Annotated in this window: 24 protein-coding genes and 1 pseudogene; 11 read left to right on the top strand and 14 right to left on the bottom strand. The window is 74.5% G+C overall.

The window, feature by feature from the left end; translation table 11 throughout:
• The first annotated feature begins 350 nt into the window (after window positions 1-350).
• On the top strand, window positions 351-821 hold the full coding sequence (locus tag ACFY15_RS33780) for a hypothetical protein (protein WP_390690759.1): 471 nt from the start codon (window positions 351-353) through the stop codon (window positions 819-821).
• 376 nt (window positions 822-1,197) lie between these two features.
• Here the strand turns inward: ACFY15_RS33780 and ACFY15_RS33775 are convergent.
• From ACFY15_RS33775 to ACFY15_RS33765, 3 genes and pseudogenes are all read right to left on the bottom strand, one after another.
• A pseudogene (locus ACFY15_RS33775) lies at window positions 1,198-1,371 on the bottom strand (electron transporter); the annotation flags it as partial.
• Window positions 1,353-1,907 carry a hypothetical protein gene (locus ACFY15_RS33770; protein ID WP_390826720.1) on the bottom strand — a complete coding sequence of 185 codons (555 nt, stop codon included), beginning with the start codon at window positions 1,905-1,907 and terminating at the stop codon, window positions 1,353-1,355. The gene ACFY15_RS33770 and the pseudogene ACFY15_RS33775, both read right to left, overlap by 19 nt.
• On the bottom strand, window positions 1,904-3,103 hold the full coding sequence (locus ACFY15_RS33765; RefSeq protein WP_390826738.1) for a molybdopterin-dependent oxidoreductase: 1,200 nt from the start codon (window positions 3,101-3,103) through the stop codon (window positions 1,904-1,906). The genes ACFY15_RS33770 and ACFY15_RS33765 overlap by 4 nt, the downstream gene beginning before the upstream one ends.
• Before the next feature lie 328 nt (window positions 3,104-3,431).
• Here ACFY15_RS33765 and ACFY15_RS33760 point away from each other — a divergent pair, with 328 nt between their 5' ends.
• Window positions 3,432-4,496: an NAD-dependent epimerase/dehydratase family protein gene (locus ACFY15_RS33760; RefSeq protein WP_390826719.1), complete on the top strand. Its 1,065-nt coding sequence runs from the start codon at window positions 3,432-3,434 to the stop codon at window positions 4,494-4,496.
• Window positions 4,497-4,622: 126 nt separating this feature from the next.
• On the opposite strand, the gene ACFY15_RS33755 is transcribed toward ACFY15_RS33760, so the two are convergent.
• Window positions 4,623-5,372: an anti-sigma factor gene (locus tag ACFY15_RS33755; RefSeq protein ID WP_390826718.1), complete on the bottom strand. Its 750-nt coding sequence runs from the start codon at window positions 5,370-5,372 to the stop codon at window positions 4,623-4,625.
• Window positions 5,369-5,956: an ECF RNA polymerase sigma factor SigK gene (sigK, locus tag ACFY15_RS33750; protein WP_390826737.1), complete on the bottom strand. Its 588-nt coding sequence runs from the start codon at window positions 5,954-5,956 to the stop codon at window positions 5,369-5,371. Before sigK ends, ACFY15_RS33755 begins: the two co-directional genes overlap by 4 nt.
• Window positions 5,957-6,349: 393 nt before the next feature.
• Between sigK and ACFY15_RS33745 the strand changes: the two genes are divergently transcribed.
• Together ACFY15_RS33745 and ACFY15_RS33740 are read left to right on the top strand one after the other, a co-directional pair.
• A complete protein-coding gene (locus tag ACFY15_RS33745) occupies window positions 6,350-7,936 on the top strand; it encodes a molybdopterin-dependent oxidoreductase (RefSeq protein ID WP_390826717.1) in 1,587 nt (528 codons plus the stop codon).
• Window positions 7,937-8,049: 113 nt separating this feature from the next.
• Window positions 8,050-8,697, top strand: a complete 648-nt coding sequence (locus tag ACFY15_RS33740; RefSeq protein WP_390826716.1) for a fasciclin domain-containing protein — start codon at window positions 8,050-8,052, stop codon at window positions 8,695-8,697.
• Between the two features lie 116 nt (window positions 8,698-8,813).
• Here the strand turns inward: ACFY15_RS33740 and ACFY15_RS33735 are convergent, their stop codons facing one another.
• Together ACFY15_RS33735 and ACFY15_RS33730 are read right to left on the bottom strand one after the other, a co-directional pair.
• Entirely contained in the window at window positions 8,814-9,923 is a 1,110-nt protein-coding gene (locus ACFY15_RS33735) for a sensor histidine kinase (RefSeq protein WP_390826715.1), read from the bottom strand.
• Entirely contained in the window at window positions 9,916-10,719 is an 804-nt protein-coding gene (locus ACFY15_RS33730; RefSeq protein WP_390826714.1) for a response regulator transcription factor, read from the bottom strand. The genes ACFY15_RS33735 and ACFY15_RS33730 overlap by 8 nt, the downstream gene beginning before the upstream one ends.
• Window positions 10,720-10,834: 115 nt before the next feature.
• On the opposite strand from ACFY15_RS33730, the gene ACFY15_RS33725 reads away from it, so the two are divergent.
• From ACFY15_RS33725 to ACFY15_RS33715, 3 genes are read left to right on the top strand one after another with little or no spacing between them, the layout of a single operon-like run.
• Window positions 10,835-11,560 carry a glycosyltransferase family 2 protein gene (locus tag ACFY15_RS33725; protein WP_390826713.1) on the top strand — a complete coding sequence of 242 codons (726 nt, stop codon included), beginning with the start codon at window positions 10,835-10,837 and terminating at the stop codon, window positions 11,558-11,560.
• Window positions 11,557-12,177: a DUF2064 domain-containing protein gene (locus ACFY15_RS33720; protein ID WP_390826712.1), complete on the top strand. Its 621-nt coding sequence runs from the start codon at window positions 11,557-11,559 to the stop codon at window positions 12,175-12,177. Before ACFY15_RS33725 ends, ACFY15_RS33720 begins: the two co-directional genes overlap by 4 nt.
• The gene (locus ACFY15_RS33715) at window positions 12,174-12,833 is read left to right on the top strand and encodes a class I SAM-dependent methyltransferase (RefSeq protein ID WP_390826711.1); all 660 of its coding nucleotides are present in this window, start codon (window positions 12,174-12,176) and stop codon (window positions 12,831-12,833) included. The genes ACFY15_RS33720 and ACFY15_RS33715 overlap by 4 nt, the downstream gene beginning before the upstream one ends.
• 85 nt (window positions 12,834-12,918) lie before the next feature.
• Here ACFY15_RS33715 and ACFY15_RS33710 read toward each other — a convergent pair whose 3' ends face one another.
• Window positions 12,919-13,308 (bottom strand): hypothetical protein, encoded by a 390-nt coding sequence (locus tag ACFY15_RS33710; RefSeq protein ID WP_390826710.1) that lies wholly within the window; start codon window positions 13,306-13,308, stop codon window positions 12,919-12,921.
• 44 nt (window positions 13,309-13,352) lie between these two features.
• On the bottom strand, window positions 13,353-14,504 hold the full coding sequence (locus ACFY15_RS33705) for a molybdopterin-dependent oxidoreductase (RefSeq protein WP_390690772.1): 1,152 nt from the start codon (window positions 14,502-14,504) through the stop codon (window positions 13,353-13,355).
• 106 nt (window positions 14,505-14,610) lie between these two features.
• Between ACFY15_RS33705 and ACFY15_RS33700 the strand changes: the two genes are divergently transcribed.
• Both ACFY15_RS33700 and ACFY15_RS33695 read left to right on the top strand, forming a co-directional pair.
• Window positions 14,611-16,080, top strand: coding sequence for a glycosyltransferase 87 family protein (locus ACFY15_RS33700; protein WP_390690773.1), 1,470 nt, complete (start codon window positions 14,611-14,613; stop codon window positions 16,078-16,080).
• Window positions 16,081-16,220: 140 nt separating this feature from the next.
• The gene (locus ACFY15_RS33695; protein ID WP_390826709.1) at window positions 16,221-17,264 is read left to right on the top strand and encodes an MBL fold metallo-hydrolase; all 1,044 of its coding nucleotides are present in this window, start codon (window positions 16,221-16,223) and stop codon (window positions 17,262-17,264) included.
• Between the two features lie 175 nt (window positions 17,265-17,439).
• Here the strand turns inward: ACFY15_RS33695 and ACFY15_RS33690 are convergent, their stop codons facing one another.
• Window positions 17,440-18,501: an alkene reductase gene (locus ACFY15_RS33690; protein WP_390690775.1), complete on the bottom strand. Its 1,062-nt coding sequence runs from the start codon at window positions 18,499-18,501 to the stop codon at window positions 17,440-17,442.
• A 156-nt stretch (window positions 18,502-18,657) separates the two neighbouring features.
• Here ACFY15_RS33690 and ACFY15_RS33685 point away from each other — a divergent pair, with 156 nt between their 5' ends.
• Window positions 18,658-19,191: a MarR family winged helix-turn-helix transcriptional regulator gene (locus ACFY15_RS33685; RefSeq protein WP_390690776.1), complete on the top strand. Its 534-nt coding sequence runs from the start codon at window positions 18,658-18,660 to the stop codon at window positions 19,189-19,191.
• 131 nt (window positions 19,192-19,322) lie between these two features.
• Here ACFY15_RS33685 and ACFY15_RS33680 read toward each other — a convergent pair whose 3' ends face one another.
• Window positions 19,323-21,119 (bottom strand): ABC transporter permease/substrate binding protein, encoded by a 1,797-nt coding sequence (locus ACFY15_RS33680; RefSeq protein ID WP_390826708.1) that lies wholly within the window; start codon window positions 21,117-21,119, stop codon window positions 19,323-19,325.
• Complete coding sequence (locus tag ACFY15_RS33675; protein WP_390826707.1) at window positions 21,119-22,180, bottom strand: glycine betaine/L-proline ABC transporter ATP-binding protein; 1,062 nt, start codon at window positions 22,178-22,180, stop codon at window positions 21,119-21,121. The genes ACFY15_RS33680 and ACFY15_RS33675 overlap by 1 nt, the downstream gene beginning before the upstream one ends.
• Window positions 22,181-22,638: 458 nt before the next feature.
• Here ACFY15_RS33675 and ACFY15_RS33670 point away from each other — a divergent pair, with 458 nt between their 5' ends.
• Window positions 22,639-23,760, top strand: coding sequence for a hypothetical protein (locus ACFY15_RS33670; protein WP_390826706.1), 1,122 nt, complete (start codon window positions 22,639-22,641; stop codon window positions 23,758-23,760).
• A 148-nt stretch (window positions 23,761-23,908) separates the two neighbouring features.
• Here ACFY15_RS33670 and ACFY15_RS33665 read toward each other — a convergent pair whose 3' ends face one another.
• Window positions 23,909-24,049 (bottom strand): hypothetical protein, encoded by a 141-nt coding sequence (locus tag ACFY15_RS33665; protein WP_390826705.1) that lies wholly within the window; start codon window positions 24,047-24,049, stop codon window positions 23,909-23,911.
• A 54-nt stretch (window positions 24,050-24,103) separates the two neighbouring features.
• Entirely contained in the window at window positions 24,104-25,570 is a 1,467-nt protein-coding gene (locus tag ACFY15_RS33660) for a hypothetical protein (protein WP_390826704.1), read from the bottom strand.
• Window positions 25,571-25,689 lie beyond the last annotated feature (119 nt).

The following is a 25,689-nucleotide window of genomic DNA, read 5'->3' as shown; positions in this document are numbered from 1 at the left end:
CGCACGGCGGAGCGGGTGGGGGCGGGTGCCCGGGTGGTGCGGGCTGGGAACCGCGTTCGGCGTGGCCGGACCGGCCACCTTGCCATTGCTTGAGCAGGAAGGTGCCGTTCGCGTCCACGTTCAGGCGCTCGGTGGTCTCGCCGTCGTTCAGGTCGCGGGGTGCGCTGAACCCTTCGCCGGAGATCGTGACGGAGGTCCCGTGCGGCGACGGCCTGACCGTGCACCTCGCGGCGGGCAGGCCGAAGCCGTCCCACGGTCCGGTGTGTTGATCTACAGTTCGCTCCACGCCCCCTCGACGGCCCCGCCGGGCCATTCGACCGGACCGAACCCCGCAGAGGAACCGACAGGCCGTGCCCGTATGGACTTCGATCATCGCCGTGCTCGGCACCCTGGCCGGCGCCCTCACGGCCGGGCTCCTCCAGCACCACGCCGCACGCACCGCACGCGCCGAGCAGCGCGCCGACGATCACCGCCGGGACCAGCTCGGTGCCGTCACCGACTTCGCCGCCGCCCTCGACGCGCACCGGTCGGCGCTCTTCCACCGCGAGCGCCTGACCCTGCTCGGAGCCGGCACCGCGCACGAGTTGGAAGCCCAGACCAAGTCCCACGACACGCGGACGGCGGTCACCGCGCCCCACGTCCGCCTCCAGGTCCTGGTCCCCGAGTTGGCCCGCGCCGCCCAGCAGGCCGCCGACGCGACGTACGCGCTGCGCAACGCCACCAGCCGCACCGAACTGGACACCCTGCGGCACGCGGCCAAGGAGGCGGCCACGGCTTTCGTCTCCGCCGCCGCCGCGCGCCTGCGTCCCGACCACCGCTGACCGGACCAGGAGCCGCAGGAGCGGATCGCCGTGCTGGTGAAGCAGGCGGTGAGCTGAGGCGCGCCACGGGACGACGCGGCCCCGGGCCGGGGCGGCCCTCATCCGGTCGGCCACAGCCACACCGTGTCGTTGCTCCCGGCGCTCGTGCCGCCGCTGCACCCTGCGGCCAGGGACCTCCCGTCCGGGCCGACCGTCCGGGGATCGCCGGGGCACAGCGGCCTGACGGGGGAACTCCCTTGTCCGGCAAGGCCTGTGGGCTCTGTCACGCCCGGCATTCAACCATGATCCGCCGCACGGGGGTCGAGAGGCCGGGCTCCGGACGGCCGGGGGCCGGGAAGTGATCCGGTCGGTTTCGTGCACGCACCGTGCAGGTGGACCAGCCGTCCACTCCCTCCTTCACCGGGGCGTCGGTGGGCCGGACGCGCAGGTCCGGGCCGTTGCTCGTGTCGAGGTTCTCCAGGCGCAGGGTGCGGGAGCCGTCGGGGAGGCGGATCGGCTTCTCCGTCCCGGTCGTGGTGTGCTCATGGCTGATCAGGATGCCCCCGGCGTGCGCCGCCGCTTCCCGGCCCTGCGCGCCCGTGCCCGAGCCCGTGCGGCCCGCCGGCTCTCCCTCGTGCCCCACCACACGCGCACGAGGAGGACGGCGGCCGAGGCGGCGAAGAGGGCGGCGGTGATCAGCAGCCATCGCGGCAGGAACACGTCCGCGGGAAGAGCGGTGGTCACGGTGAAGTGGTCGACCCGGCCAAGGACCAGCGGCCACCAGACCAGGAGCAGGACGCCGGCGACGAACCCCGGTACGCGGACGTGGTTGACGCTCACCCTCACCCCGGGTCCGCCGGTACCCGCGGCGGGTCCGAAGAGCGCCTGCACGGCCCGGTCCGTCACCGAGTACAGGGGCAGCAGCACCAGATCGTGCAGGAGGGCGGCGCCGACGAACCACAGGGCCACGCCGACGGCGTTGCCCGCGAGGAGTCGGACGCCCGCGTAGAGGGCGAGGGCGAAGGAGGCGAGGACGAGGAGCAGATGGAGCGGTGAGGCGCCGTAACGGCGCCGGAAGGCGCCCGCGTCCGGGTGCGGGAGCCTCATGCCGGCTCCCCGAAGGTGAGGCGGGTGACCCACTTGGTCGTGTGGACACCGGGGGCACCGGGGACGATCACGCGGGCCGGGTATCCGTGATCGGGGGAGAGAACGGCCCCGTTGACGCGGACGGCGAGGAGCGAGCGGGCGTCACGGGTCTGGTTGTCGCGCAGGACCACGGAGCCGAACGACCCGCCGCGCTGCACCGACTCCACCAGCGCCCGCGGGGTGTCCGTGCCGAGCCCGACGAGGGCGGCCAACTCGGTGAGGCGGACCCCGCTCCAGTGCTGGTCCGGGGTCGACCAGCCCTCCACGCAGGCGATGGGCAGGGACGACTCGCTCTGGGGGAGGGCCAGGAGTTGGCCGTAGGTCAGGTCGACCTGCCGGCCGGCACCGCGTACGGTCAGCCGCCAGGCGGGGCCGATGTCGCTGGGCCGGATGCCGACCGAGGCGGCGGTCTTGTTGATCTGGAAGCCGTTCGGTCCGGAGCCGGGGTCCTGCCCGTGCGGGGCGAGCAGTGCCGTCTGCCGGAACCAGCCGCCCACGCTCTGCCCGACGGTCACCGCGAACAGCGCGAGCGAACCCAGCCCGACCATGCCCAGCGCGCCCCGGCGGGAGATCGTCGGCGGGGCCGGGCGCGGGGAGACCAGTCCGGCGGCCTCCTGCGTACCGGCCGGCGGATTCCGCCTCAGACGGCGTACGGCGTGCAACGCCCGGGGCAGCCGGAAGACCACGTGGACCACGAAGGCGGAGATGAACACCCAGGCCCCGTAGAAGTGCAGGGTGTAGAAGGAGCCCGGGAAGATGTAGTGGAGCTGCACGTTGAGGATGCCGGTGACGAACTCGAAGCCTGCTCCTCCCACCAGCAGGAGCAGGGAAAGCCGCTCGACGCCGTGGGCGGGCGAGCGCACCGGAGGCCACTCGAACAGTTTCGGGATCACGGACCACAGCTTCGCCAGGAGCACCGGCACCAGCACGACTCCGAGCGTGACGTGCACTCCCTGGGTGATCCGGTAGAGCCAGTACGGAGAGGTGGGCCAGGGGAACAGGTACAGGCCGAGCAGCCCCTTGTCCGGGGTCTGGTCGTTCACCGCCGCCAGATCCGGGTTGTACGCGGCGTACGACAGCAGGCCCGTCACGAACAGGACGGTGATGCCGGCCAGCAGGACCAGCCCGAACACCGCTGTCAGCCACGGCCCCCGCAGGGGGCTGCGCCAGGCGTCTCCGGGTGCGCGCGGTGGACCGGACTCCGGGGGTGGGGGCTTGCCGCCCGGCTTGCCGCCCGGCTTGCCGCCCGGCTTGCCGCCCGGCTTGCCGCCGTCCGCCTTCACACGCCACCTCCTGGAATTTCGCATACCAGGATGTATCAGACGTCGTCGGTCGAGGAGGAGCCGCCGCGTCGACGACACGGCCCCTTCCTCACACACCGCGGGGCGGGGCCGGGCCGTACCCGTCCGGCTCCCGTATGACGGAAGTCTTACGGGAGCGCATGGGAGGCCTCCGGGAGGCCCGGCACCGCGTAGCGTCCGGAGCATGCGCGTACTCGTCACCGGAGGGGCCGGGTTCATCGGCTCCCACATCGTCACCGCCCTCTCGGCCCGCGGGCACGACCCCGTCGTCCTCGACGCCCTGCTGTCCTCCGCCCATTCAGGTGTCCCGCCGCTTCCCGGCGCGGGGTTCGTGCGCGCCGACGTACGGGACGCCGACGCGGTCCGGGCGGCGCTGCGCGGCGTGGACGCGGTGTGCCACCAGGCGGCGATGGTGGGGCTGGGGAAGGACTTCGCGGACGCCCCCGACTACGTGGGCTGCAACGACCTCGGCACGGCGGTGCTGCTGGCGGAGATGGCCGCGGCCGGTGTGGGGCGACTCGTGCTCGCCGGGTCGATGGTGGTCTACGGAGAGGGCCGGTACACCTGCGGGCGCCACGGGACGGTACGCCCCGGGCCGCGGCGGGCCGCGGACCTCGAAGCGGGCCGGTTCGAGCCCCGCTGCCCCGACTGCGGAGCCGAGCCGGCGCCGGGCCTGGTCGGCGAGGACGCGCCGACGGACCCCCGGAACGTGTACGCGACGACGAAGCTGGCCCAGGAGCACCTGGCGGCGTCCTGGGCGCGGTGTACGGACGGCCGTGCGGTGTCGCTGCGCTACCACAACGTGTACGGGCCGGGGATGCCGCGCGACACCCCGTACGCCGGGGTGGCCTCGTTCTTCCGCTCCGCGCTGGCCAGGGGCGAGGCCCCCCGGGTCTTCGAGGACGGCGCGCAGCGGCGGGACTTCGTCCACGTCGCGGACGTGGCCTCGGCGAACGTGGTGGCGTTGGAGGCGGTCGGCGGGATGCCGGGCGGGCGGCTGGAGGCGTACAACACCGGCAGCGGGGAACCGCACACGGTGGGCGAGATGGCGTCGGCGCTCGCCACGGCGCACGGCGGGCCGGCGCCGGTGGTCACGGGCGAGTTCCGCCTGGGCGACGTCCGGCACATCACCGCCGACTCCACCCGGCTGCGCGAGGAGCTGGGGTGGCGTCCGGAGGTGGGCTTCGCCGACGGGATGGCCGAGTTCGCCCGGGCCGGTCAGCGTCCGTCGACGGCTGCCGTCCGCTGACGTCCTGTCCGTTGCGCCGGACGCGGCCGCCCCGGGCCGGCGGGGCCGGGCCGGGGGGCCGGGCCGGGGGCCGGGCCGGGGGGACCGGCCCGGGGGGCCGGGGGGCCGGGCCGGGCGGCCGTCTGTTCAGGCGCGGAGGGCCATCAGGACCAGGGGGGCGGTGGTGGGCTGGGGGGATCCTCCGGTGGGTTCGAGGGTGAGGCCGACCCGGGCGGCGCCGGCAGTGTCCCCGTCGAGCAGGACGGAGCCGTCCCGGCTGATGAATCCGGCCGGGTGCATGGTGCCGCCGTGGTCCAGCCACAGCTGGTACGTCGTGCCTGGGGCCGGGGCGGGCAGGCCGCCGGCGGTGAAGACGGCCCGGTGCTGCCGGTCGGAGGCGACGACGGAGGTCAGAGCCCCGTTGGCGGCCCGGCCGTGGACCGTGCGCGCGTCCGGGGCCGCCAGGACGCGGCCGACCTGGTCCAGGCGCTGTTCGCTCTGCCGGGCCTGCTGCTCCAGCCGCCGCATCTCCTGGTCCTGCCGGACGGCGAGGCCGGCGAGCGAGGCCGCCGCGGCCAGGCTCGCGGCCAGGGCGACCGGGAGGGCCCTGCGGCGGAGCGTGCCGCGCCAGGAGACCGGAGCGGCGGCGGGGACTCGGGGCGGGAGCTGGCGCACGTGGTCGACGGCCGCCAGGGTCCGCTGCTTCATCGGGGCGGGCGCTGCCCGGGACGCGGAGGCTGCCAGACGTGCGGCGGTGGCCCGGAAGTCGGCCACGTCCTGCCGGCAGGCCTCACACCCGGGCAGGTGGACGTCGAACGCCTCGCGCTCGCCGGGGTCGAGGGCGTCCAGCGCGTACGCGGCGGCCAGGACGTGGACGTCGGATGCGTGGTGGTTCACGTGGTCACCCCCATGCAGTCGCGGAGCCGGATCAACCCGTCGCGCATGCGTGTCTTGATGGTGGGAAGCGGTGTGCGAAGCGCCTGGGCGACTTCACGGTAGGTCAGGCCCCCGTAGTAGGCGAGGGTGACCGCTTGGTGTTGGAGCTCGGTCAGGCCGCGCAGGCAGCGGCGTACCTGCTCGCCCTCCAGCCGGGTCTCGACCTGCTCGGCGACCTCGTCGAACGCGGTCCGGTGCTCGCGGGCGGCCTGGGCGTTGTCGCGGTCGGCGGCCGCCTGGGCCGAGCGGACGCGGTCGACGGCCCTGCGGTGGGCGACGGTCGCCGCCCAGGTGGCCACACTGCCCGCGTCAGGCCGGTAGCGGGCCGCCTGCCGCCACAGGTCGATCATCACCTCCTGGGCGACCTCCTCCGACTGGGCCCGGTCGCGCACGACCTTGACCGCGATCCCGAAGACCAGGGGGGCGAGGGCGTCGTACAGGACCGAGAAGGCCTGCTTGTCGCCGCGCGCGACCTGCTGCATCACCTCGGAGAGGTCGGCAGGGGCGGCGTGCGCGGCACTGCCGGACGGGAGGGGCCGGTTCACCGGGCGGGCTCCGGCCTCGGCGACCGGGCGCAGGGGCGGGCGGGGCCGGCCTCCCGGGGGCGGGGTGTCCATCGCATCGCAGTCCTTCGTCCTCGGGGCGGAACCGGACCGCCGTCCCGGACGGTGCGGCCGCAACGCCGTGCGGGTGCCTTCGACCCGTACTTCGTAGCGCAGGCGCGTACGGATGGGGCGGGATTCCGGTCAACGACGGAGGAGCCGGCCGGACCGGCTGCGGCACGGTCCGTGGAGGGTGTGACGGGATCCGCCGGTCCGCGCGCTCACCTCCACGGGCGGACGGTTTCTCGGGGCCGGTGCCGGGGCCCTGACGGCCGTCGCGGCGGCTGCCGTCACTCTTCCGGGTGACAGGCCAATCCGCCGGACGGCCGGGGCCGAATGCCGGGTGTGAACAGCTTCCGCAGCACCCCCTCCCGTACCGCCCGTGGCGCGGTGGCCGGACTTCTGGCCGCGTTCGCCGCCCTCGCCGTCGCCGAACTCGCGGCGGGCCTGGTGCGTCCGGCCTCGGGGCCGGTGACGGTGGTCGGCGGTGCGGTCGTCGACGGGACTCCCGCCGCGGTGAAGGACTTCGCGATCCGCGCCTTCGGAGAGGACGACAAGACCGTCCTCCGGCTCGGCATCCTGCTCGCGCTGGGCGGATTCGCGGTCGTGCTCGGGATCCTGTCGCTGCGGTACCGGCGGGCGGGGGCGGCCGGGGGCGTGCTGTTCGGTCTCGTCGGCGCGGTCGCGGCCCTGAGCAGGCCCGACTCCGGGGGCGCCGCCGATGCGCTTCCCTCGCTCGCCGGTGCCCTCGTGGGCGCGGCCGTCCTGTTCGTGCTGGCGGGCAGGGCCGCTCCCGCCGGCTGCCCGCCGGGTGACGGGGCCGCCGGGGGCGGATGGAGCCGGCGGGGGTTCCTCGCCGCGGCGGCCGTGTCCGCCGCGGCCGCCACCGCCGCCGGGGCGGCCGGCCGCTCCCTGGCCGGCCGGCGCGGCCGGGGCGCCGTCGCCTCCCGCGACGCCCTGGTCCTGCCCGCCCCCGCCTCGCCCGCTCCCCCGGTTCCGGCCGCGGCGCAGCTGAAGGTGCCCGGGATCAGCCCGTTCACGACCGCCGGCCGGGACTTCTACCGGGTCGACACGGCCCTGGCCGTCCCCATGGTCGACGCCGGCACCTGGCGCCTGGGGATCCGCGGCGAGGGCGTGACCCGGCCCCGCGACTACACCCTCGCCCAGCTGCTCGCCCGCCCGCTGATCGAACGCGACATCACCCTGACGTGCGTGTCCAACGAGGTGGGCGGGCCCTATGTCGGCACCGCCCGCTGGCTGGGCGTGCCCCTCTCCGCCCTGCTCGCCGAATGCGGTGTCCGGCCGCCGTCGCGGGGCGGCCCGGCCGACCAGCTGGTAGCCCGCTCCGTGGACGGCATGACGCTCGGCTCCCCGGTGGAGGACGTCATGGACGGCCGCGACGCGATGCTCGCCGTCGGCATGAACGGCGAACCTCTGCCCTTCGACCACGGCTTTCCCGTCCGCATGCTCGTCCCCGGCCTGTACGGATACGTGTCGGCCTGCAAGTGGATCACCGGCCTCGAACTGACCACCTTCGACGGCTACGACCCGTACTGGGTCACACGGAAGTGGGCCCGCCGCGCGCCCGTCAAGACCCAGGCGCGCATCGACACGCCGAAGCCCTTCGCCCGCCCCGCCTCCGGCACCGTGATGATCGCCGGGGTCGCCTGGGCCCAGCACCGCGGCATCACCCGGGTCGAGGTGAGCGTCGACGACGGTCCCTGGCGGGACGCCGACCTCGCCGCCCGGGGCCCGGTCGACGCCTGGCGCCAGTGGTCCTACCGCTGGCAGGCCGCCCCCGGCGGACACACGATCACCGTCCGCGCCACCGACGGCACCGGAGCGGTGCAGACCGAGCGGCGGGCCCGGACCGTCCCCGACGGGGCGAGCGGCCGGCACAGCGTCTTCGTCACCGTCCGCTGAGACCACCGTCCCCTGAGACGACCGTCCCTCAGACCACCGGACCCGCCGCGGCGGGCCGGTCCGCAGCACCACCCCAGTGGTTCGAGAACCACCCTTCCAAGGAGGAACCGATCATGAACAGCCTGCAGATCCGCCGTACCGGTGTCGCCGTGGCCGCAGCCGTCCTGCTGCCGTTCTCGCTGGCCGCCTGCAGCGACTCCCCGGCCGACCCCCAGGCCGGGCCCACCGCGGCGGCGGGCGACCCGGCCGGGGGCGGCGGGAGCGCGCCCGCCGCCGCGCTGCCCGTGGACCAGCCCTTCGGCCCGGCCTGCGCCGGCGTCCCCAAGGAGGGCGCGGGCTCCTTCGACGGCATGGCCAAGGACCCCGTCGCCACCGCCGCCTCCAACAACCCGGCACTGTCCACCCTGGTCGCCGCGGTCAAGAAGGCCGGACTCGTCGACACCCTCAACAACGCGAAGGACCTCACCGTCTTCGCCCCGACGAACGAGGCCTTCGCGAAGATCCCGAAGGCCGACCTCGACAAGGTCCTCGCCGACAAGGCCACCCTCACCAAGATCCTCACCTATCACGTCGTCGGCCGGAAGCTGGACCCGAAGCAGCTGGAGAACGGCTCCTTCGAGACCCTCCAGAAGGGCACGGTCACCACCAGCGGCTCCGGCGAGTCCTACAAGGTCGACGACACCGCCGGCGTGGTGTGCGGCAACGTGCGGACCGCCAACGCGAACGTCTACATCATCGACACCGTCCTGATGCCGAAGTAGCGCCCGGCGGCGGCCGAAACACGCGCGAGGGCGGCCCGTACCCCGTGGGAAGGAGGTGGGGCACCGGGCCGCCCACCGTCCCGCGGCCACCGAGCGGGCCTTCGGGCCCGGGCCGTCTACGCGGGGGCCGGCAGGGTCAGTTCGAAGCGGCAGCCGCCGGGCACGTTGTGGACGTCGGCGTGTCCGGAGTGGGCCTCGACGATGCCGCGGACGATGGCCAGGCCCAGACCCGCGCCCGAGGGCGGGGTGCGCGCCGGTGACCCGCGCCAGCCGGTGTCGAAGACGCGGGGCAGGTCCTCCTCCGGGATCCCTCCGCAGGCGTCGGTGACCGACAGGACCACCACGTCCGCGCGGCGTTCGGCGGCGACCGCGACGGTGCCGTCGGCGGGGGTGTGGCGGATGGCGTTGACCAGCAGGTTGGACAGTACCCGCGTCATCTCCTTGCCGTCGACCTCGACCGGGAGCGGTTCCACTCCCCCGCCCACCAGCCGCACCCCCTGCGCGCGGGCCAGGGCGTCGGCGCCCGCGAGCGCGTCGCCCACCAGGTCGTAGAGGGACATCCGCGTGGGGCTCAGGCAGAGCGCGCCGGCGTGGATGCGGGAGAGCTCGAACAGGTCGGTGACCATGGAGTTGAGGCGTTCCACCTCGGCGCGCATCTGCCGATGGTAGCGGGCCGGATCGGCCGCCATGCCGTCCTCCAGGGCTTCCGACATCGCGCGCAGCCCGGCCAGCGGGGTCCGCAGGTCGTGCGAGATCCAGGCCACGAGCTCGCGGCGCGAGGTCTCCAGTGCGCGCTCGCGTGCGCGCGAGGCGGCGAGGCGTTCCCCGGTGGCGGCCAGTTCGCGGCTGAGCGCCGCGAGTTCGGCGGGGGCCGGTGCGGCGGGCGCGGCGAAGGTGCCGTCCTGCCCGAAGTCGCGGGCCGCGCCGACGAGTTCCCGGCAGCTCCGCACGACCTGCCGGCCCAGGAGCAGGGCGGTGCCGAGCGATACAGCGGCGGCCATCGCCACGACCGTGGTGACCACGCCGAGGTCGTGGGAGGACAGGAACATCGCCCGGGCCACGGAGAGGGTCCCGGCGAGCATCGCGGACACCGCGACCGCCGCGACGACCGTGAGGGACACGGCGATGCTCCGCCGGCGCAGCATCCGCAGCGCCACCGCGCCGAGCAGCCCTGCGGCGGCCGCGCCGAGGAAGGCGTACAGGGCGATCAGCAGCAGGTCACGCACGGCTGTCCTCCTCCCGGCGTCCGGCCGCGGCGGGCAGCGACCGGCCGTCCGGGCGCGGGCCCGTCTCGAAGCGGTACCCGGCGCCCCAGACCGTCCGGATCAGCTGCGGGTCGGCCGGATCGTCCTCGATCTTGGCCCGCAGCCGGCGGACGTGCACGGTGACGGTGGAGAGGTCACCGAAGTCCCATCCCCAGACCTCGCGCATCAGGCGCTCCCGGTCGCAGACCTGGCCGGGGTGGCGCAGGAAGTAGGCGAGGAGGTCGAACTCCCTCAGGGTGAGGGCGAGTTCAGCTCCGCCCTTCGTCGCCCGGCGGGCGGCGGGGTCCACCGCCAGACCGGCGGCCGCGAGCAGCGGCGCGTCGGCGGGGTCCGCCGCCGACGCCCTGCGCAGCACCGACCGCACGCGCAGGACCAGTTCGCGCGGGCTGAAGGGCTTCGTCACGTAGTCGTCCGCGCCCACCTCCAGCCCCAGGATCCGGTCGTCCTCGTCGCCGCGCGCGGTGAGCATCACCACGGGTACGGAAGGCCTCCCGCCCGACCGGGCCCGCAGTCGGCGGCAGACCTCCAGCCCGTCCATGCCGGGCAGCATGAGGTCCAGGACGACGAGGTCCGGCCGGTGCCGGGCCGCGGCGTCGAGGGCGGCCGGACCGTCCGCGGCGAGGTCCACGGTGAACCCGGCCCGCTCCAGGTAGCCGGTCACGACTTCCGAGACGGTCGGGTCGTCGTCCACCACCAGGACGCGGCCGGTGAGGTCTGCGGAGGGACGGCCGGGGTCGGCCTCGGTGCTGGGTGCCATGGCTCCAGGGTGACACCGAACCGCCGGGGAGCGTCCCCGGGGCTGCCGCCGTACGGCGCGGTGTCCGCGTTTCGTAAGGTCTCGGACCGCCCCTGGCGGCCGTCCGGTTCCTACGGTGGGGAGGGTGACTTCTTCTGCCTGCGGTCCGCTCCGCGCGGACCTCGTACTGCCCTGCCTCGACGAGGCGGAGGCCCTGCCCTGGGTGCTGGCACGGGTGCCGGCCGGATGGCGGGCCATCGTCGTCGACAACGGCTCCACCGACGGCTCGGCCGACATCGCCCGCCGCCTCGGCGCCACCGTCGTGCACGAGAGCCGGCGCGGTTTCGGGGCTGCCTGCCACGCGGGGCTGCTCGCCGCCCGCGCCGATCTGGTCTGCTTCTGCGACTGCGACGCCTCCTTGGACCCCGGTCTGCTCGCCCCGATGGCCGAACGGGTCGCCGCGGGCGAGGCGGACCTGCTGCTGGGTCGCCGCCGCCCCCGGGGACGCGGAGCCTGGCCCGCCCATGCCCGGGCCGGGAACATCGCCCTGGCGCGGATGCTGCGCCGCCGCACCGGGCTGCGGCTGCACGATCTCGGGCCGATGCGGGTCGCGCGCCGCGAGGCGCTGCTCGGCCTGGAGTTGACCGACCGGCGCAGCGGGTACCCGCTCCAGATGGTCGTACGGGCGGCCGACGCGGGGTGGAGGGTCGCCGAGACGGACGTCCCGTACCTGCCCAGGTCGGGGAAGTCCAAGGTCACCGGGACCTGGAGGGGCACCTGGCACGCCGTCCGCGACATGCGCCGGGTCCTGGCCGCGCCGCCGGCCGCCCGGCCCGCACCGGCCGGGGGGATCTCCGTATGAGCACGCTCCTCGTCATCGCCAAGTCCCCCGTCGCCGGGCGCGTGAAGACCCGCCTGACCACGCGGTTCACCCCGCAGCAGGCGGCCGACCTGGCCGCGGCCGCACTCGCGGACACGCTCGACGCGGTCGTCGCCACCGCGGCCCACCGCCGGGTCCTGGTCCTGGACGGGCAGCCGGGCCCCTGGGTCCCGGACGGCATCGAGGTCGCCCCGCAGTGCGCCGGCGGTCTGGACGTCCGGCTGGCCGCGGCCTTCGCCCTGGCCGACGGACCGGCGCTGCTGATCGGCATGGACACCCCGCAGGTCACCCCCGGCCTCCTCGCGCCGGGGCTCGACTTCGAGGAGGCGGACGCCTGGTACGGGCCCGCCGACGACGGCGGGTTCTGGGCCCTCGGCCTCGCCGACCCCGACCCGGCCCTCATGCTCGGCGTCCCCATGTCCGTGCCGCACACCGGGGAGGTGCAGCGCCGCCGGCTGACCGGCGCGGGGCTGGCCGTACGGGACCTGCCCGGGCTCTGCGACGTGGACACACCCGCCGACGCGCAGCGGGTCGCCGCGGCCGCACCGTGGACCCGCTTCGCCGCACGGCACTCCGACCTGTGCGCGGTCGCGCGATGACGGCCCAGCTCACCGGGCCGACCGCGCGGGCCTGGCAGGCCGACCCGTACGCCGACGCGCTGCGCGCCGGCCGGGGACCGCTCTACCTGCGGCGTCACGACGGCTGGCTGCTCCCGCTCGAAGTCGAACGCTGGTGCGCCGGGCCCGACACGGCCGACGACACCGTGCTGGCCCGGTGCACCGGTCCCGTCCTCGACGTCGGCTGCGGACCGGGCCGCCTGGTGGCCGCCCTCGCCGGGCTCGGGCACGTCGCACTCGGTGTGGACGTCACCCCCGAGGCGGTGGCCCGTACGGTCCGGGCCGGGGGCAGCGCCCTGTGCCGGTCGGTCTTCGACCCGCTCCCCGGCGAAGGGGGCTGGGGCACGGTCCTGCTCATGGACGGCAACATCGGCATCGGCGGGAATCCGGGCCGGCTGCTGCGCCGGGCGGGCGAGTTGACCGTGCCCGGCGGCTCCCTGCTGGTCGAGGTGGCGACCGCCGACGTCGACGAGCGCGTCGAGGTCCACGTCGAGGACGGCCGCGGCGGCCGCAGCGCCTCCTTCTGGTGGGCCCGGCTCGGCGCCCGCGCCCTGTGCGCCGGGGCGGGGAACGCGGGCTGGACCCCGTACGACACCTGGGAGGTCGCGGGGAGGCGGTTCGTGCACCTCACCCGCTGACCGGTGGGCGGCGGACGACCGCCGGGGCCGGAATCCGTACGGGATGCGGATTCCGGCCCCGGCGGTTCCTGTACGGGGCCTCTCGTCAGGCCCGGCGGCCGGCCCGGCGCCTCAGGGCACGCAGGGCCGCGTGGACGGCGGTGAACAGCGCGACGGCCGCCATGGCGAGCAGCCAGTTGCGCAGGTAGTCGAACGGCAGGACCGTGGGGTTGGCCACGCCGCCGGGGCGCAGGAGCGGCGGGAGGGCGATCGCCGTCAAGGAGCCCGCGACGATCAGGGCCGCCCGCGGAACCCAGCCCAGGCGCGGGCCCGCTGCGGCGGCGAGGGCACCGATCGCGATCACGAGCGGCGCGACGAACCCGTTGTGCACCACGACCGCTCCCCCGAGCCAGACGGCGATCCGCCACGGCTCGGGCTGCCGCAGCAGCAGCCACGCGCCCCAGCCGGCGAGCGCCAGCCCGAGTCCGCCGGTCACACCTCGCCCTCCCACTGCACGACGTCCTCCCGCACGACGTCCCACTACACGACCTCCAGTCGGCCGACCCACTTGGTCTGCAGCACACCGGGCCGGTTCGGCGCGATGATCCGCGCCGGATAGCCGTGGTCCAGGGACAGCACCTCGCCGTTCAGCCGCAGCGCCAGCAGGGTGAGCGGGTCCTGTGCGTAGAGCCGGCCCATCTCCATCACCCGGTAGGCGCCCGCCGCCTCCAGGGACACCACCCGGGCCCGCGAGCCCGGGCCGCCTCCCGCGCGTTCCAGGAGGTCGCGCACCCGTACCCCGGCCCAGTGCGCGGACTTGCTCCAGCCCTCGACGCAGGCGAGGGGCAGGGTCGCCTCGTACTGGGGCATCGCGCGCAGCTCCTCCAGCGTCAGGGTGAAGGGACGCGGCCCGTCCACGGTCAGCCGCCAGTCGGCCGGTGAGATCCGGGTGACGCCTGCGGCGGCGGCCGTCCGGTTCACCGGCAGCCCCTGGGGCCCGTGGGCGGGGCTGCGCGGGCCGAACAGCTCCAGCGGTCCGAGAGCGGTGACGGACTGGCCGGCCGTGGTCAGCGTCACGGATCCGACGGCGGCCGTCACACCGAGGAGGAACCGGCGCCGGTCCGGCCCGTCGGCCTCGGGCAGGGACAGGGTGCCGGGAGAGCGACGGGTGAAGTGGTCGCGGATCCGCGGCCATTGGACGGCCAGGTGCAGGAGGAGGGAGCCGAGCAGGAGCCAGGCGACGGCGTAGTGCACGGCGACGAAGTCGAAGGGCCACGGGTACCACTGGAAGGTGTTCAGCAGTCCGGTGGACAGCTCGAACAGCGCGGCCGCGACGAGCACGGCCACGGAGATCCGCTCCAGCGCGTGGAGCACGGAGCGCACCGGGGGCCAGGCGAACAGCCTCGGGTAGACCGCCCACAACTTCGCCGACAGGAGGGGGATCGCCGCGGTCCCGGACGCCACGTGGAGGCCCTGGGTGAGCCGGTAGCCCCAGTACGGGCGGCTCGGCAACCGGTCGGCCAGCCATCCCGGCGGGTGCTGGAGGAAGTGGCTCAGGACACCGGTCGCGAAGCAGAGGGCCATGGCCAGGCCGAGGAAGCGGCCGATCGCGGTCGCCGTACGGGCATCGTGGAGGCGCGCCTTGAAGGTGAAGGGCGGCCCCGGAGGCAGGGTGAGACGCATACCCCCCATCACAACCCGGACGACGCCCGCTCAGGGTGCCCGAACTCCTTACGGAACACGGACGCCCGCGCCGCCGACGGCCGTGGGAGGGCCGTCGTCTGGAACGCTTTCGCTGGTGAAGCCGCTTACCCCTCGCACCGCTTCGGCCGCCACCGGCCTCGCCCTCGCCGCCCTCACCGCGGTACTCGCCCTCACCGTCCGGTACGGCGGCTCCTTGCGCGACCCCGTCGCCCTGTTCCGGTGGTACGCGGCCTGCTGGGCGCTCTTCGCCGCCGCACTGGCGGTGCTGCGGCGCGCCCCGGCCCGCCGCCTCGTCCCGCTCATCGCGGCGGGGGCCGTCGTGATCACGGCGACAGGGCTGCTGGGACCGCCCCGGACCAGCAGCGACTCCTACCGCTACGTCTGGGACGGCCGCGTCCAGTCCGCCGGGGTGTCCCCGTACGACCACACCCCGCAGGACCCGGCCCTCGCCCGGCTGCGCGACCCCTGGCTCTTCCCCACCGGAACCCGCTGCGAGGGCCCTGACCTCGCCCCGATCCCCCGCGCCGGCGGCACACCGCGGTGCACCCGCATCAACAGGCCCGCCGTCCACACCATCTACCCTCCCGTCGCCGAGGCGTACTTCCTGGCCGTCGACCGCCTCTCCCCCGCCGGCGCCCGGCACAAGCCGGTCCAGATCGGCGCCGCCCTGACCTCGCTCGGCGTGACGGGCGTGCTGCTCCTCATCCTCCGGCGGCGTGGCGGGGACCCCCGCCGGGCCGCGTACTGGGCCTGGTGCCCGGCCGTCCCCCTGGAGGCGGTCAACAACGCCCACGTCGACGTGCTGGGCACCCTCCTCGCCGTCGCCGGACTGGGCCTCGTCGCCTCCGGGGCGCTGAGCCGGCGGGCGGCGGGCGGCGTGCTGATCGGCGCCGCCGTCGCCACGAAGCTGATGCCGGCCGTCGTCCTGCCCGGCGCCCTGTCCGGGGTCCGCCGCGTCCGCGACGCGGCCGCGGTCCTGCTGCCCGCCGCGGCCTTCGCCGTACTCGCCTACCTCCCCTACGTCCTTCTCTCGCACGGCTCGGTCTTCGGCTACCTCGGCGGCTACGTGGCGGAGGAGGGCTACGACGATCCCTCGGCCGGGGCCCGGTACTCGCTCCTGCGCCTGGTGCTGCCCGACCGCTGGGCGCTGCCCGTGCTGGTCGCCGTCGTCGTGGCCGTCTCCCTGTACGTGATGCGGCGGGGCGACCCCCGGCGCCCCTGGAGCGGCGCCCTGCTGGTCACCGGCTGGTCCTTCCTCCTCCTCACCCCCGGCTATTCCTGGTACGCCCTGCTCCTGATCGCGCTGGTCGCCCTGGACGGGCGCTGGGAATGGCTGGGCGTCCCCCTCGCGGGCGCCGCCGTCTACGTCCTCGGCCCGGTCTTCGGCTACCACACCGTCCTGGCCGACCTCGCCTACGGCTCGGCCGCCGCGCTGGTCCTCGTGATGAGCCTGGTCCGGCGACGGTCCACGACCCGGGCGGCCGCCGACCCGGCCGCCCCGCCGCGGCGGGGCTCTGCCCGTCCACGGTCCCGGAACCGGAACCGGGCCGGCGACACCCGCTGACCACCGGTCCCCGTACGGTGGAGGGCGCCGGCCACCGGGTGTCGCGCCGGTGCCGGGACCCGCGCGGCGTACGCTCGCCGGCAGGGGGCCCATGGCCGGCCGGGGATCGCCCCGGACGGGACGGAACCGCGGGAGGGTCCATGACGGCGCTCGGTGACCTGATCGACCTCGACGCCAGCACCGTGCTGGTCGTGGGGCAGGAACTGGACGTGGAGCACGGCCGGCCGGACGCCGGCAACGCCCTCGTGCACCGGGCGGGAGACACCCTCGTACTCGTCGACACCGGGGTCACCGAACCCTTCCGCACGGCCCTGCGGGACGCGGCACGCCGGGTCGGCCCCTGGTCCCGGGCGCTGCTCCTGACCACCCACGGCCACCCCGACCACATCGGCAACAACGACCTCGTGGACGAGCTGGGCGTGCCGGCCGAGCACTACGTCCCGGCCCGCGAACTGGACCAGATGCGCGACCCCGTCGCCTACTGGGTGCGGGCCTTCGAGCGGATCGCCGCGTTCACGGAGCCGGGCGCGCCGCCCGAGCAGGCGGCGCGGAGGCTGCTGTCCCTGTTCGAGCCGATGCGGCCCTTCGGAGCGTCGACCCGTACCTACGAGGAGCTGCCGCCGGAACACATCCGCATCGGCTCGCTCCGCTTCTCCGGCTGGACCTTCGCGGACGGCGCGGTGCGGGTGCTGCGCAGCCAGGGCCACTGCGCCGGGCACGTGATCGTGCACCTGCGCGACTGCGGCGTGCTGCACCTGTCCGACGAGGGCAACGGCGCGTGCGGGGCGATGGCCGACGCCGACCAGCTGAAGATCCAGACCGTACTGGGTGCGGTCGCCCGACTGTTCGAGGAGGGCGGGGCCGCGCTGCTGACCGACGGGCACACCTTCGCGGTGCGCCGTGGCGCGGAGGCCGTGTCGCACCTCGACGGGCTTCTGGCGCAGGCTGTCGCCCTCCAGCGGGCGGCCCTGGAGGTGACCCGCGGAACCCGCCGGGTCGAGCCGGGCGCCTTCGCCGCGGCGTACGCGAGAAGCGTCGCCGGCCTCGGCACGGGGGGTGCCAACCCGAACGCGATGTTCACCGCCATGATGGCGGTCAACCAGCTCCACGGCCTGGGCTTCCGCCCGGACCCCGCCGACGCATCCGCGCCCTGGTCGCGCGGCGGGTCGACGGAGCGGGGCTGAACGGTCGCGCGGGTGCCGTCGGCCGCCGTGGTGGCCGGGCCGGGTGTCCTCCTGGCCTTCCTGGGGCGGTCCGCCGGGCGGAATGTCAGTGCACGAGGGTCCCTCCGCATGCCGGAGGGACCCTCGTGCCGCTCGTACCGGCCGCGCCGGGCCGTCAACCGTCGCCGGTGGTGTCCTACAGCGCCGGGTAGTCGGTGTAGCCGCGTGCGTCGCCGCCGTAGAACGTGGCCGTGTCCGGGGTGTTGTACGGGCCCTCGGCGCGCAGCCGGGCCGGGAGGTCGGGGTTGGCGATGAAGAGGCTGCCGAAGGCGATGACGTCGGCGACGCCCTGGTCGATCAGGTCGAGGGCGCGGTGGTCGGTGGGGCCCTCGGTGGCCGGGTTGAGGATCAGCCGGCCGGAGAACTGCTCGCGCAGGGCGAGGGTGATCTCGCGGGTGCCGGCGGGCTCCATGATGTGCAGGTAGGCCAGGCCCAGCTGGTCGAGCTCCTTGACCAGGGCCTCGTACGCGGGCCGCGGGTCGGGCTCGTCGATGTCGTTGAAGCGGTTGCCGGGCGAGACGCGCAGTGCGGTGCGGTCGGCGCCGATCTCCGCGGCGACGGCCTTGACGACCTCGACGGCGAAGCGGATGCGGTTCTCGACGGTGCCGCCCCACTCGTCCGTGCGCCGGTTGCTGCCGGGGGCCAGGAACTGGTGGATCAGGTAGCCGTTGGCGCCGTGCAGCTCGACGCCGTCGAAGCCGGCCTCGATGGCGTTGCGCGCGGCGCTCGCGTAGTCGGCAACGGTCTCGCGCACCTCGGCGGCGGTCAGCTCGCGCGGGGTGACGAAGTCCTGGGGGCCGTCGGCGGTGAAGACCTGGCCCGTGGCGGCGACGGGAGAGGCGCCGACCGGTACGAGGCCCTCCGGCAGCAGGGACGGGTGGCCGATCCGGCCGGTGTGCATGAGCTGCGCGAAGATCCGGCCGCCGGCGGCGTGTACGGCGTCGGTGACCCGACGCCAGCCCGCGACCTGCTCGGCGCTGTGCAGACCCGGGGTGAACGGGTATCCCTGGCCGACGACCGAGGGCTGGATCCCCTCGGAGACGACGAGCCCGGCCGAGGCGCGCTGGGCGTAGTACTCGGCCATGAGCTCCGTCGGGACTCCGCCCGCGGCCGCACGGCTGCGGGTCATCGGAGCCATGGCGATGCGGTTGGCGAGCTCGGTGCCGCCGAGGCCGATCGACTCGAATGCGCTGGTCATGTCTGCCCTCACAAGATTATTTGGTCGGCCAATGATTGACCTCGACGCTCACCCTACACCCATTCATTGGTCGGCCAAGGTAAAATCTGACCAGGGTGCGTGGGAGATGCTGGAGCCCGGAACGCGAGCGGCCGACGACGGGACGAGGAGCGAACGATGACGACGCACGTCGCGCAGGAGCGGGGCGGCACGGTGCCGCAGGCCTGTCCGGGGCCGCCGAGCGCGGTACTGGACGGGCCGGTCAGCCATGCCGTGAGCCGGGTGGCCCGGCTGCACCGCATCGCCGCGGGGCGGCTGCTGCGGGACCTGGGCCTACATCCGGGGCAGGAGTTCGTGATGATGCACCTGTGGGACAACGGGCCCGTGCGTCAGTCGGAGCTGATCAAGAGCGTGGGCCTGGATCCGTCCACCGTGACGAAGATGCTCCAGCGCCTCGAACAGGCGGGGCACGTGCGCCGCGGCCCCGACCCGGCCGACCGCCGGGCCTCCCTGGTCGAGGCCACGGAGAGCAGCTGCGGACTGCTCCAGCAGGTCCGGGAGGCCTGGGCCGAGCTGGAACGCCAGACCCTGGCCGGACTCGACGACACCGAGAGCGCGGAGCTGCTGCGGCTGCTGCAGAAGGTCGAGGGATCCCTGTGCACCCAGGCGGCCGCCGACCCGCAGTGCCGGGCGGAGGCCGCCGGCTGCTGAGCCGCCGCGGTGGCGGCGCCGGCACGGCCCGTACGCGCGAGGGCGCCGCAGGCGCGGATCCCGTACGGGTTCCCGCGTGCGGCGCCCTCCGCGCACCGGCCGCCGCCGGATGCGGGGGTCGGGGTCAAGTGTCAGGAGAGCTTCACGGCGTCCGGGTTCTCCTTCAGCCAGGCGCGGACCGCCTGCTGCTCCTTGCCCTTGCCGGTCTGCTGGATCTTCGCCTCCAGCCCGGTGAGCTGCTCCTCGGTGAGCTTGAAGTCGCGCAGCCAGCGCGCCACCTCGGGCTCGCCCTCGGCGAAGCCCTTACGGGCGAGCGTGTGGATGCCGTCGCCCTTGCCCCAGGCGCCCTTGGGGTCCTCCAGCTTGGTCAGCCCGTAGGAGGAGTATGCCCAGTGCGGTGACCACAGCACGACGGCGACGGGCTCCTTCTTCTCGTAGGCCCGCTTCAGCTCGGCGAGCATGCCGGGGGTCGAACCGTCGACGACCTGGTACTCACCGTCCAGGCCGTACTCCTTGAGGACCTTGTCCTCGAGGATCGACATCTCGCCTGCGCTCGGCTCGATGCCGATGATCCGGCCCTTGAAGAGGTCGGACCTGCCCTTGAGGTCGGCGAGGGAGCGCACGTCCTTCACGTACGAGGGGACGGACAGCTCCAGGGAGGTGGGACCGTACCAGGAGCCGAGGTCCTCCAGCCTGTTCCCGTACTTCTGCCAGTACTGGGCGTGGGTGACGGGCAGCCAGGAGTCGGTCTGGAAGTCGATGCCGCCGCCGGCGAGGCCGGTGTAGAGCGCTCCGGCCTCCAGCTGGCGGGCGTCGACCTTGAAGCCGCGCTGTTCCAGGAGTTCCTTCCAGAGGAAGGTGGAGGCGATGCCCTCGTCCCAGGGGATGTAGCCGAGGGAGACGGTGCGGCCCTTGCCGGTGTTCGCGGCGCCTACCGGGCCGGCGTGGGCCTCGCCGGATCCGGCGAGGGTGTTGAGGGCGCCGGCGGCCAGAGCGAGGACGACGACCCCGGTCACGGCGTAAGCGGGCCGGGGGCGGTGGCTCCACAGCCGGGCCACGCCGCCCGCGGCGGACCGGGCCTTGGCCAGGGCCCGGCGGCCGAGCGGGGAGACCTGGCGGCCCAGGGCGCCGGTCATCCGGTCGAGGTACATGGCCAGGATCACGATGGAGAGGCCGGCTTCGAAGCCGAGGCCGATGTCGACGTTGCCGATGGCCCGGTAGACGGCGCCGCCGAGCCCGCCGCCGCCGACCATGCCGGCGATGACGACCATGGACAGGCCCAGCATGATGACCTGGTTGACGCCGGCCATGATCGTGGGCAGGGCCAGCGGCAGCTGGAGGCGGAGCAGGATGTCGCGCGGCGTGGTGCCGAAGGCCTCGGCGGCCTCGACGAGTTCGCCGTCGACCTGGCGGATACCGAGCTCGGTCATCCGGACACCGGGCGGCAGCGAGAAGACGATGGTGGCGATGATGCCGGGGACGACGCCCACGCCGAAGAAGATGACGCCGGGGATCAGGTAGACCATGGCCGGCATGGTCTGCATGAAGTCCAGCGCGGGGCGCAGGAGCGCGCTGACCCGGTCGGAACGCGCGGCCAGGACGCCGAGCGGGACGGCGATCACCAGGGTGATGAGGGTCGCGACGAGGACCAGGGACAGCGTGGACATGGCCTCGGACCACAGTCCGAGGGAGTCGACGAGCGCCAGGCCCGCGAAGGCGAGCAGGCCGGCGAGCAGGCCGCGCAGCCACCAGGCGGCAACGGCCAGGATCCCCGCGAAGAGGAGCGGGGCGGGTGCGGACAGCACCGCTTCGATGCCGTCGTCGAGGCCGGTGACGAGGGAGCCGATGGCGTCGAAGAGCCAGGAGAGGTGGCGCTGGAGGAAGTCGACGCCGTGGTCGGCCCAGACTCCGAGGTGCAGGCGGGGCATCAGGCGGCCACCTCCGCGCAGCGCACCGGGGGACGCCGCTCGTCGCCGATGAAGCCGACGAGGCGGCCCTGCGGGACGGAGCCGACGACGGCGCCGTCCGCTCCGGTGACGGCGACCGGGTGGGGGACGCGGACGCTGACGGCGCACACGTCGGCGAGCGGGGTGTCGGTGCTCACGGTGGGGCAGCCGCACAGCTCGGCGCCGGCGGGGGCCGGTGCCATGACGGCGTCGGCGGTGAGGACGCGCGAGCGGTCGACGTCCTGGATGAAGGAGGCGACGTAGTCGTCGGCGGGGCGGGTGAGGATGTCCTCGGCGGTGCCCTGCTGGACGACGCGGCCGTCGCGCATGACGGCGATGCCGTCGCCCAGGCGCATGGCCTCGTTGAGGTCGTGGGTGATGAAGACGATCGTCTTCTTCAGGGTGCGCTGGAGTTCGAGGAGCTGGTCCTGCATGTCGCGGCGGATCAGCGGGTCGAGGGCGCTGAAGGACTCGTCCATGAGGAGGAGGTCGGCGTCGGTGGCCAGCGCGCGGGCCAGACCCACACGCTGCTGCATCCCGCCGGACAGCTCGTCGGGCCAGGAATTCTCCCAGCCGCCGAGCCCGCACAGCTCCAGGGCCTCGGCGGCCCTGCGCTCGCGCTCGGCCCGGGGGACGCCCTGGACCTCCAGTCCGTAGCCGGCGTTCTCCAGGACGTTGCGGTGCGGGAACAGCGCGAAGTGCTGGAAGACCATGCTGATCTTGGTGGAGCGGACGCGGCGCAGCTCGCGCGGGTCGAGGGCGGTGAGGTCCTCGCCGTCGAAGAGGACGCGCCCGGAGGTGGGCTCGAGGAGCCCGTTGAGCATGCGCAGCAGGGTGGACTTGCCGGATCCCGACAGGCCCATGACGACGAAGATCTGACCCGGTTCCACTCTGAACGAGACGTCGATCACAGCGGCCGTCGTGCCGTCGGCGCGCAGCGCCTCGCGGTCGGCGCCGTCTTCGAGCGCGCGGACCGCGGACGCCGAGTCGTCGGGGTTCCTGCCGAACACCTTGTACACGTGCTCGGTCTGGAGCGTGGACACATACACCTCACGGGTCGTACCTGAAACGACTCGCCGCCTTCCGGAGGACCGGGGGGCGGCGAGCCGTGGAGCGGGACGGGATCTGCCCGTGTGCGCCCCCGCGCGCCGGCCCGAACAGCCGGAGCGCGGAGTTCCGCTCCAGCGCCCCCCCTGCCCGGCATTCACCCCAGCAAACGCAAAGGTGAGCCAGCTCACGGTCCCGGTCGGTGTCGGCGGACGCTGCTCCGGGCAGCGGCGCCCGTCCTCCGGCGGCGGGTGGCGCAGGCCTCGACGGCCTCGCGCCGGCCGATGTCCTCCAGTCCCAGGCCGAGTCGCCCTCGGGACGAGGATCTGCTGCGGGAGCGGGCTCATCGGGGGCACAGCGCCAAAGTCGGACCGGCGCCGAGGGCCCGCGGGCGGGGCCCGGGGGTCCGGGTCCCGGCATGCGATGATGCCCACGTTTCCCAGACGGAGGACATTTGTTCGTCTTCGTGTGTGCAGCGTGCGACGCCGACCTGACCGCCCCGCTGTCCCGAGTCGCCCTGCCGGTCCACGCCCACCAGCGGTACGGCAACGGGTCCCAGCTCCCGGTACTGATGGACCCCGGCACGTTCGCCGTGGAACCGGAGCCCTGGGGGCCGCCCTGGCGGAGATGGGCGGAGATCGATCCGGCCGAGGCGGAGGCGCGCGGCATCCACGCGCCCGTCCACGCGCTCTCCGACAACGTGCCCGGCGCGGTCGTCATCGCACCCGGCGAGGCCCACGGCACCGTCCTGATCCCGGAGAACCGTGGCAGCGGCTACTGCTGCGGCCTCGACGGAGCGGGCGGCCCGAACATGGGGTGCGCGGCCTGCGGCCGACCCGTGGCGACCCGGATCGACGACTGCTCGCTGTGGCAGGCGGTGTGGCTCGACCCCGTCGCCGTACGCCGCGTCCCCGTCGGTGACGGCGAAGAAACGCCGCTCTCCTGGCCGGAGCTGATGGCGGACCGGGAGGCCACTCCCCCCTTCGAGTCCATCGGCTCGTGGGGGTGCGGGCCCAGGCCGGACAAGTGGTGGTCGTCGTGGAGCCCCGAGTGGGAAGCGGCGGCGGGCCGGGCCCTCGCCCATCTCCTCGTGGCCTCGGGCGGCCGGCCGGTATCCGTCCCGGACGGCCTGACCTCGGAGGTGTTCCAGGGAGCCCTCGACGCCCTGCTGCCCGCGGGCCCGCCGGCCCGGCACGCCGTACTCGCCGGCCCCGGCCTGCCCGCCCCCGACGCGGCTGCGGGCCTCCTTCTCGTACCCACCCATCCGCAGAGCGGGCGGACCTGGAGCCCCGACGGCCCGGCCGCGTCCGCGTACCGGGTCCCCCTTCCGTTCGGTGTGTGGCGGTGGCTGGCCTTCCCCGAGCCGCGCCGGTCCGTCGCGACGACACTGAGCCGGATGCCCACAGGCATGCTGCGCGAGGACTGCCCGGTCCCCCCGCCTCACCACCACCCGCCGTTCCGCGTCGACTCGGAAACCTTCCGGAACACCCTCGTCCGCCTGCCCGCCGTCCGCACCCCATGGCTCCGCGCCATCCTCGAAAGCCCCACGCGCAACACGCCGGCCGGCATCTTCTAGAGGTGCCGTCCGGCGGGCCGGTGGCACGGCCGGCAGGCGTCTGCCCTTGGGCGCGGGCGCGAGGACCTCTGTGCGCGGTGCCGCCGCAAACCACGTCGGGCCTGCACGAACCCGCGCGGCTCGCGCCAGCGTGATCCAGGCGTCCAGGTCACCCGCGCGTGCCCGCCTCCGCGGCGGCGTGCTCGGCGCAGGCGTCGTCACCGATCTCCTCGCGCGCTTCAGCCAGCGCGGTCCACGCCTCCGCATCGCCGGTGCGGGCCACCTGGGCCGCGGCCTCCTCCGCGGCCATGCCGTCGCCGTCCGACTCGGCGAGCAGCGCCAGATCGCGCCGTCGCCCTGCCGGTCAGGCGGGAGGACGACGGGCCCTGACGTCACCCCGCGCCAGATCCCGCACGGCCTCCGCGATCGGCGCGGGCACCAGCGACCAGTCGACTTCCTCGAAGCGCGCACGGAGCCGGGCTGCCGTGGCGCGCCCCGGGGCGTACCGGCGCAGCACCGGATGGTCGACGCCCCGCGCCAGGCACTGGTCCACTGCGGTCACGACCTCCAGGTGGGACGGCACGCACTCCCACGCCACCTGGGACGCGTCCATGAGGGACTCCCACACCGGGAGGTTACGGGGGTCGGTGAACAGGCTCTCCCTCACACCCAGCAGTCCGCGAGCGTAGTCCTCGCCCAGGAAAGCGGTCGTCATGAGGTAGCAGAAGCAGCACTTGGGGCACCGGCCGCACCAGGGCTTGCCGTAGTTGCAGGAGTGCGTCCGGCGGAGGAGGTCCGGTCGGGTGGCGACCATCCGGTAGATCGTGTGGTCGTAGAGACCGCCGAGCGTGGAGTCGAACCCCCTGAACCAGTCGCAGCCGGTGAGTTCCGCGAACAGCCGCAACGAGAGCGAGCGGTACTCCGCGCTCTTGCACCACTGATGACTTATCTCCTCGCCGTCCCACCTCACGTGCGGGTCGTCGGCGGACCGCTCGATGTTGAACCAGACGCGCTCGTATCCCCCGTGCAGCACGACCGGCATGTAACCGACGTAGTTGGCGGTGTGCCCGACCGCGAAGTCCGTCCCGAAGTGCCGCACTTCCACGCCGGCGTCGGCGAACCGGGAGGTCGGCCGGCCGTAGAAGTCGTCGCGGACGCGCACGCGGACCACCGCCGCGGGCCGCGCCGCGGCACCGACCCTCAGTCCGTCCAGCAGACGACGCTGCAGTCCGTGGTCGCCGCCGACCGGCAGGTACCCCTCGTACACGTCGTACTCGATGCCGCTCCTGTCGAGGATCAGCATCCCGGCCAAGGTGTCCTTGCCTCCCCCGTTGGTCAGCAGGGCGCGGCCGACGGTGCGCGCGCTGCCTCCTCCTCCGCTTACCCGCGCCGCGGACGCGCGGGTGGGCGAGACCAGTTCCGGCGCGCCGCCGCGGTAGCGGATGCCGTTGCGGTAACGCCACTCACCGAACTGGCTCAGGAAACACCGGCGCCAGGCCGCGCCGACCACGGCGTCGCAGGGCAGTCCGGGGGGCAGCACCAGACGCTCGCCGCCCAGCGCGAGAAACCGCATGGCATCCCAGGCGATCAGCGCGCTGACCAGTCGCAGAGCGTTCTCCCGTGCCGGGAGGGCGCCGAACACGTCGGACCACGCCGGAATCGAGTCGTAGGAGATGGCGGAGGAGAACGTCAGCTCGCCCACGCCCACGCGGTAACGGATCCTGGCGGGTGCGTCCTGGAGCGTGACGGCGCGCACCACCACATCCAGTTCCGGCCGGGCGGTGAGGGAACGGCCCGGGGAGGAGGGCGGCGGATGCCGTGTCACGGTCATGGGTGGGCCTCCTCGGAGCGAGGCGGCGTTCCTGGGGCTGCGGAACCGCGCGGAGGACGAATCCCCTCTGATTGTAGGAGCGCCGTCACCGGTCCGCCACCAATGGAGTCCGCCGCTCA

This window comes from Streptomyces sp. NPDC001373 (assembly GCF_042895815.1).
GTDB lineage: Bacteria > Actinomycetota > Actinomycetes > Streptomycetales > Streptomycetaceae > Streptomyces.
Note: the sequence above shows the minus strand (reverse complement) of the source record. Positions and strands in the feature narration are given on the sequence as shown.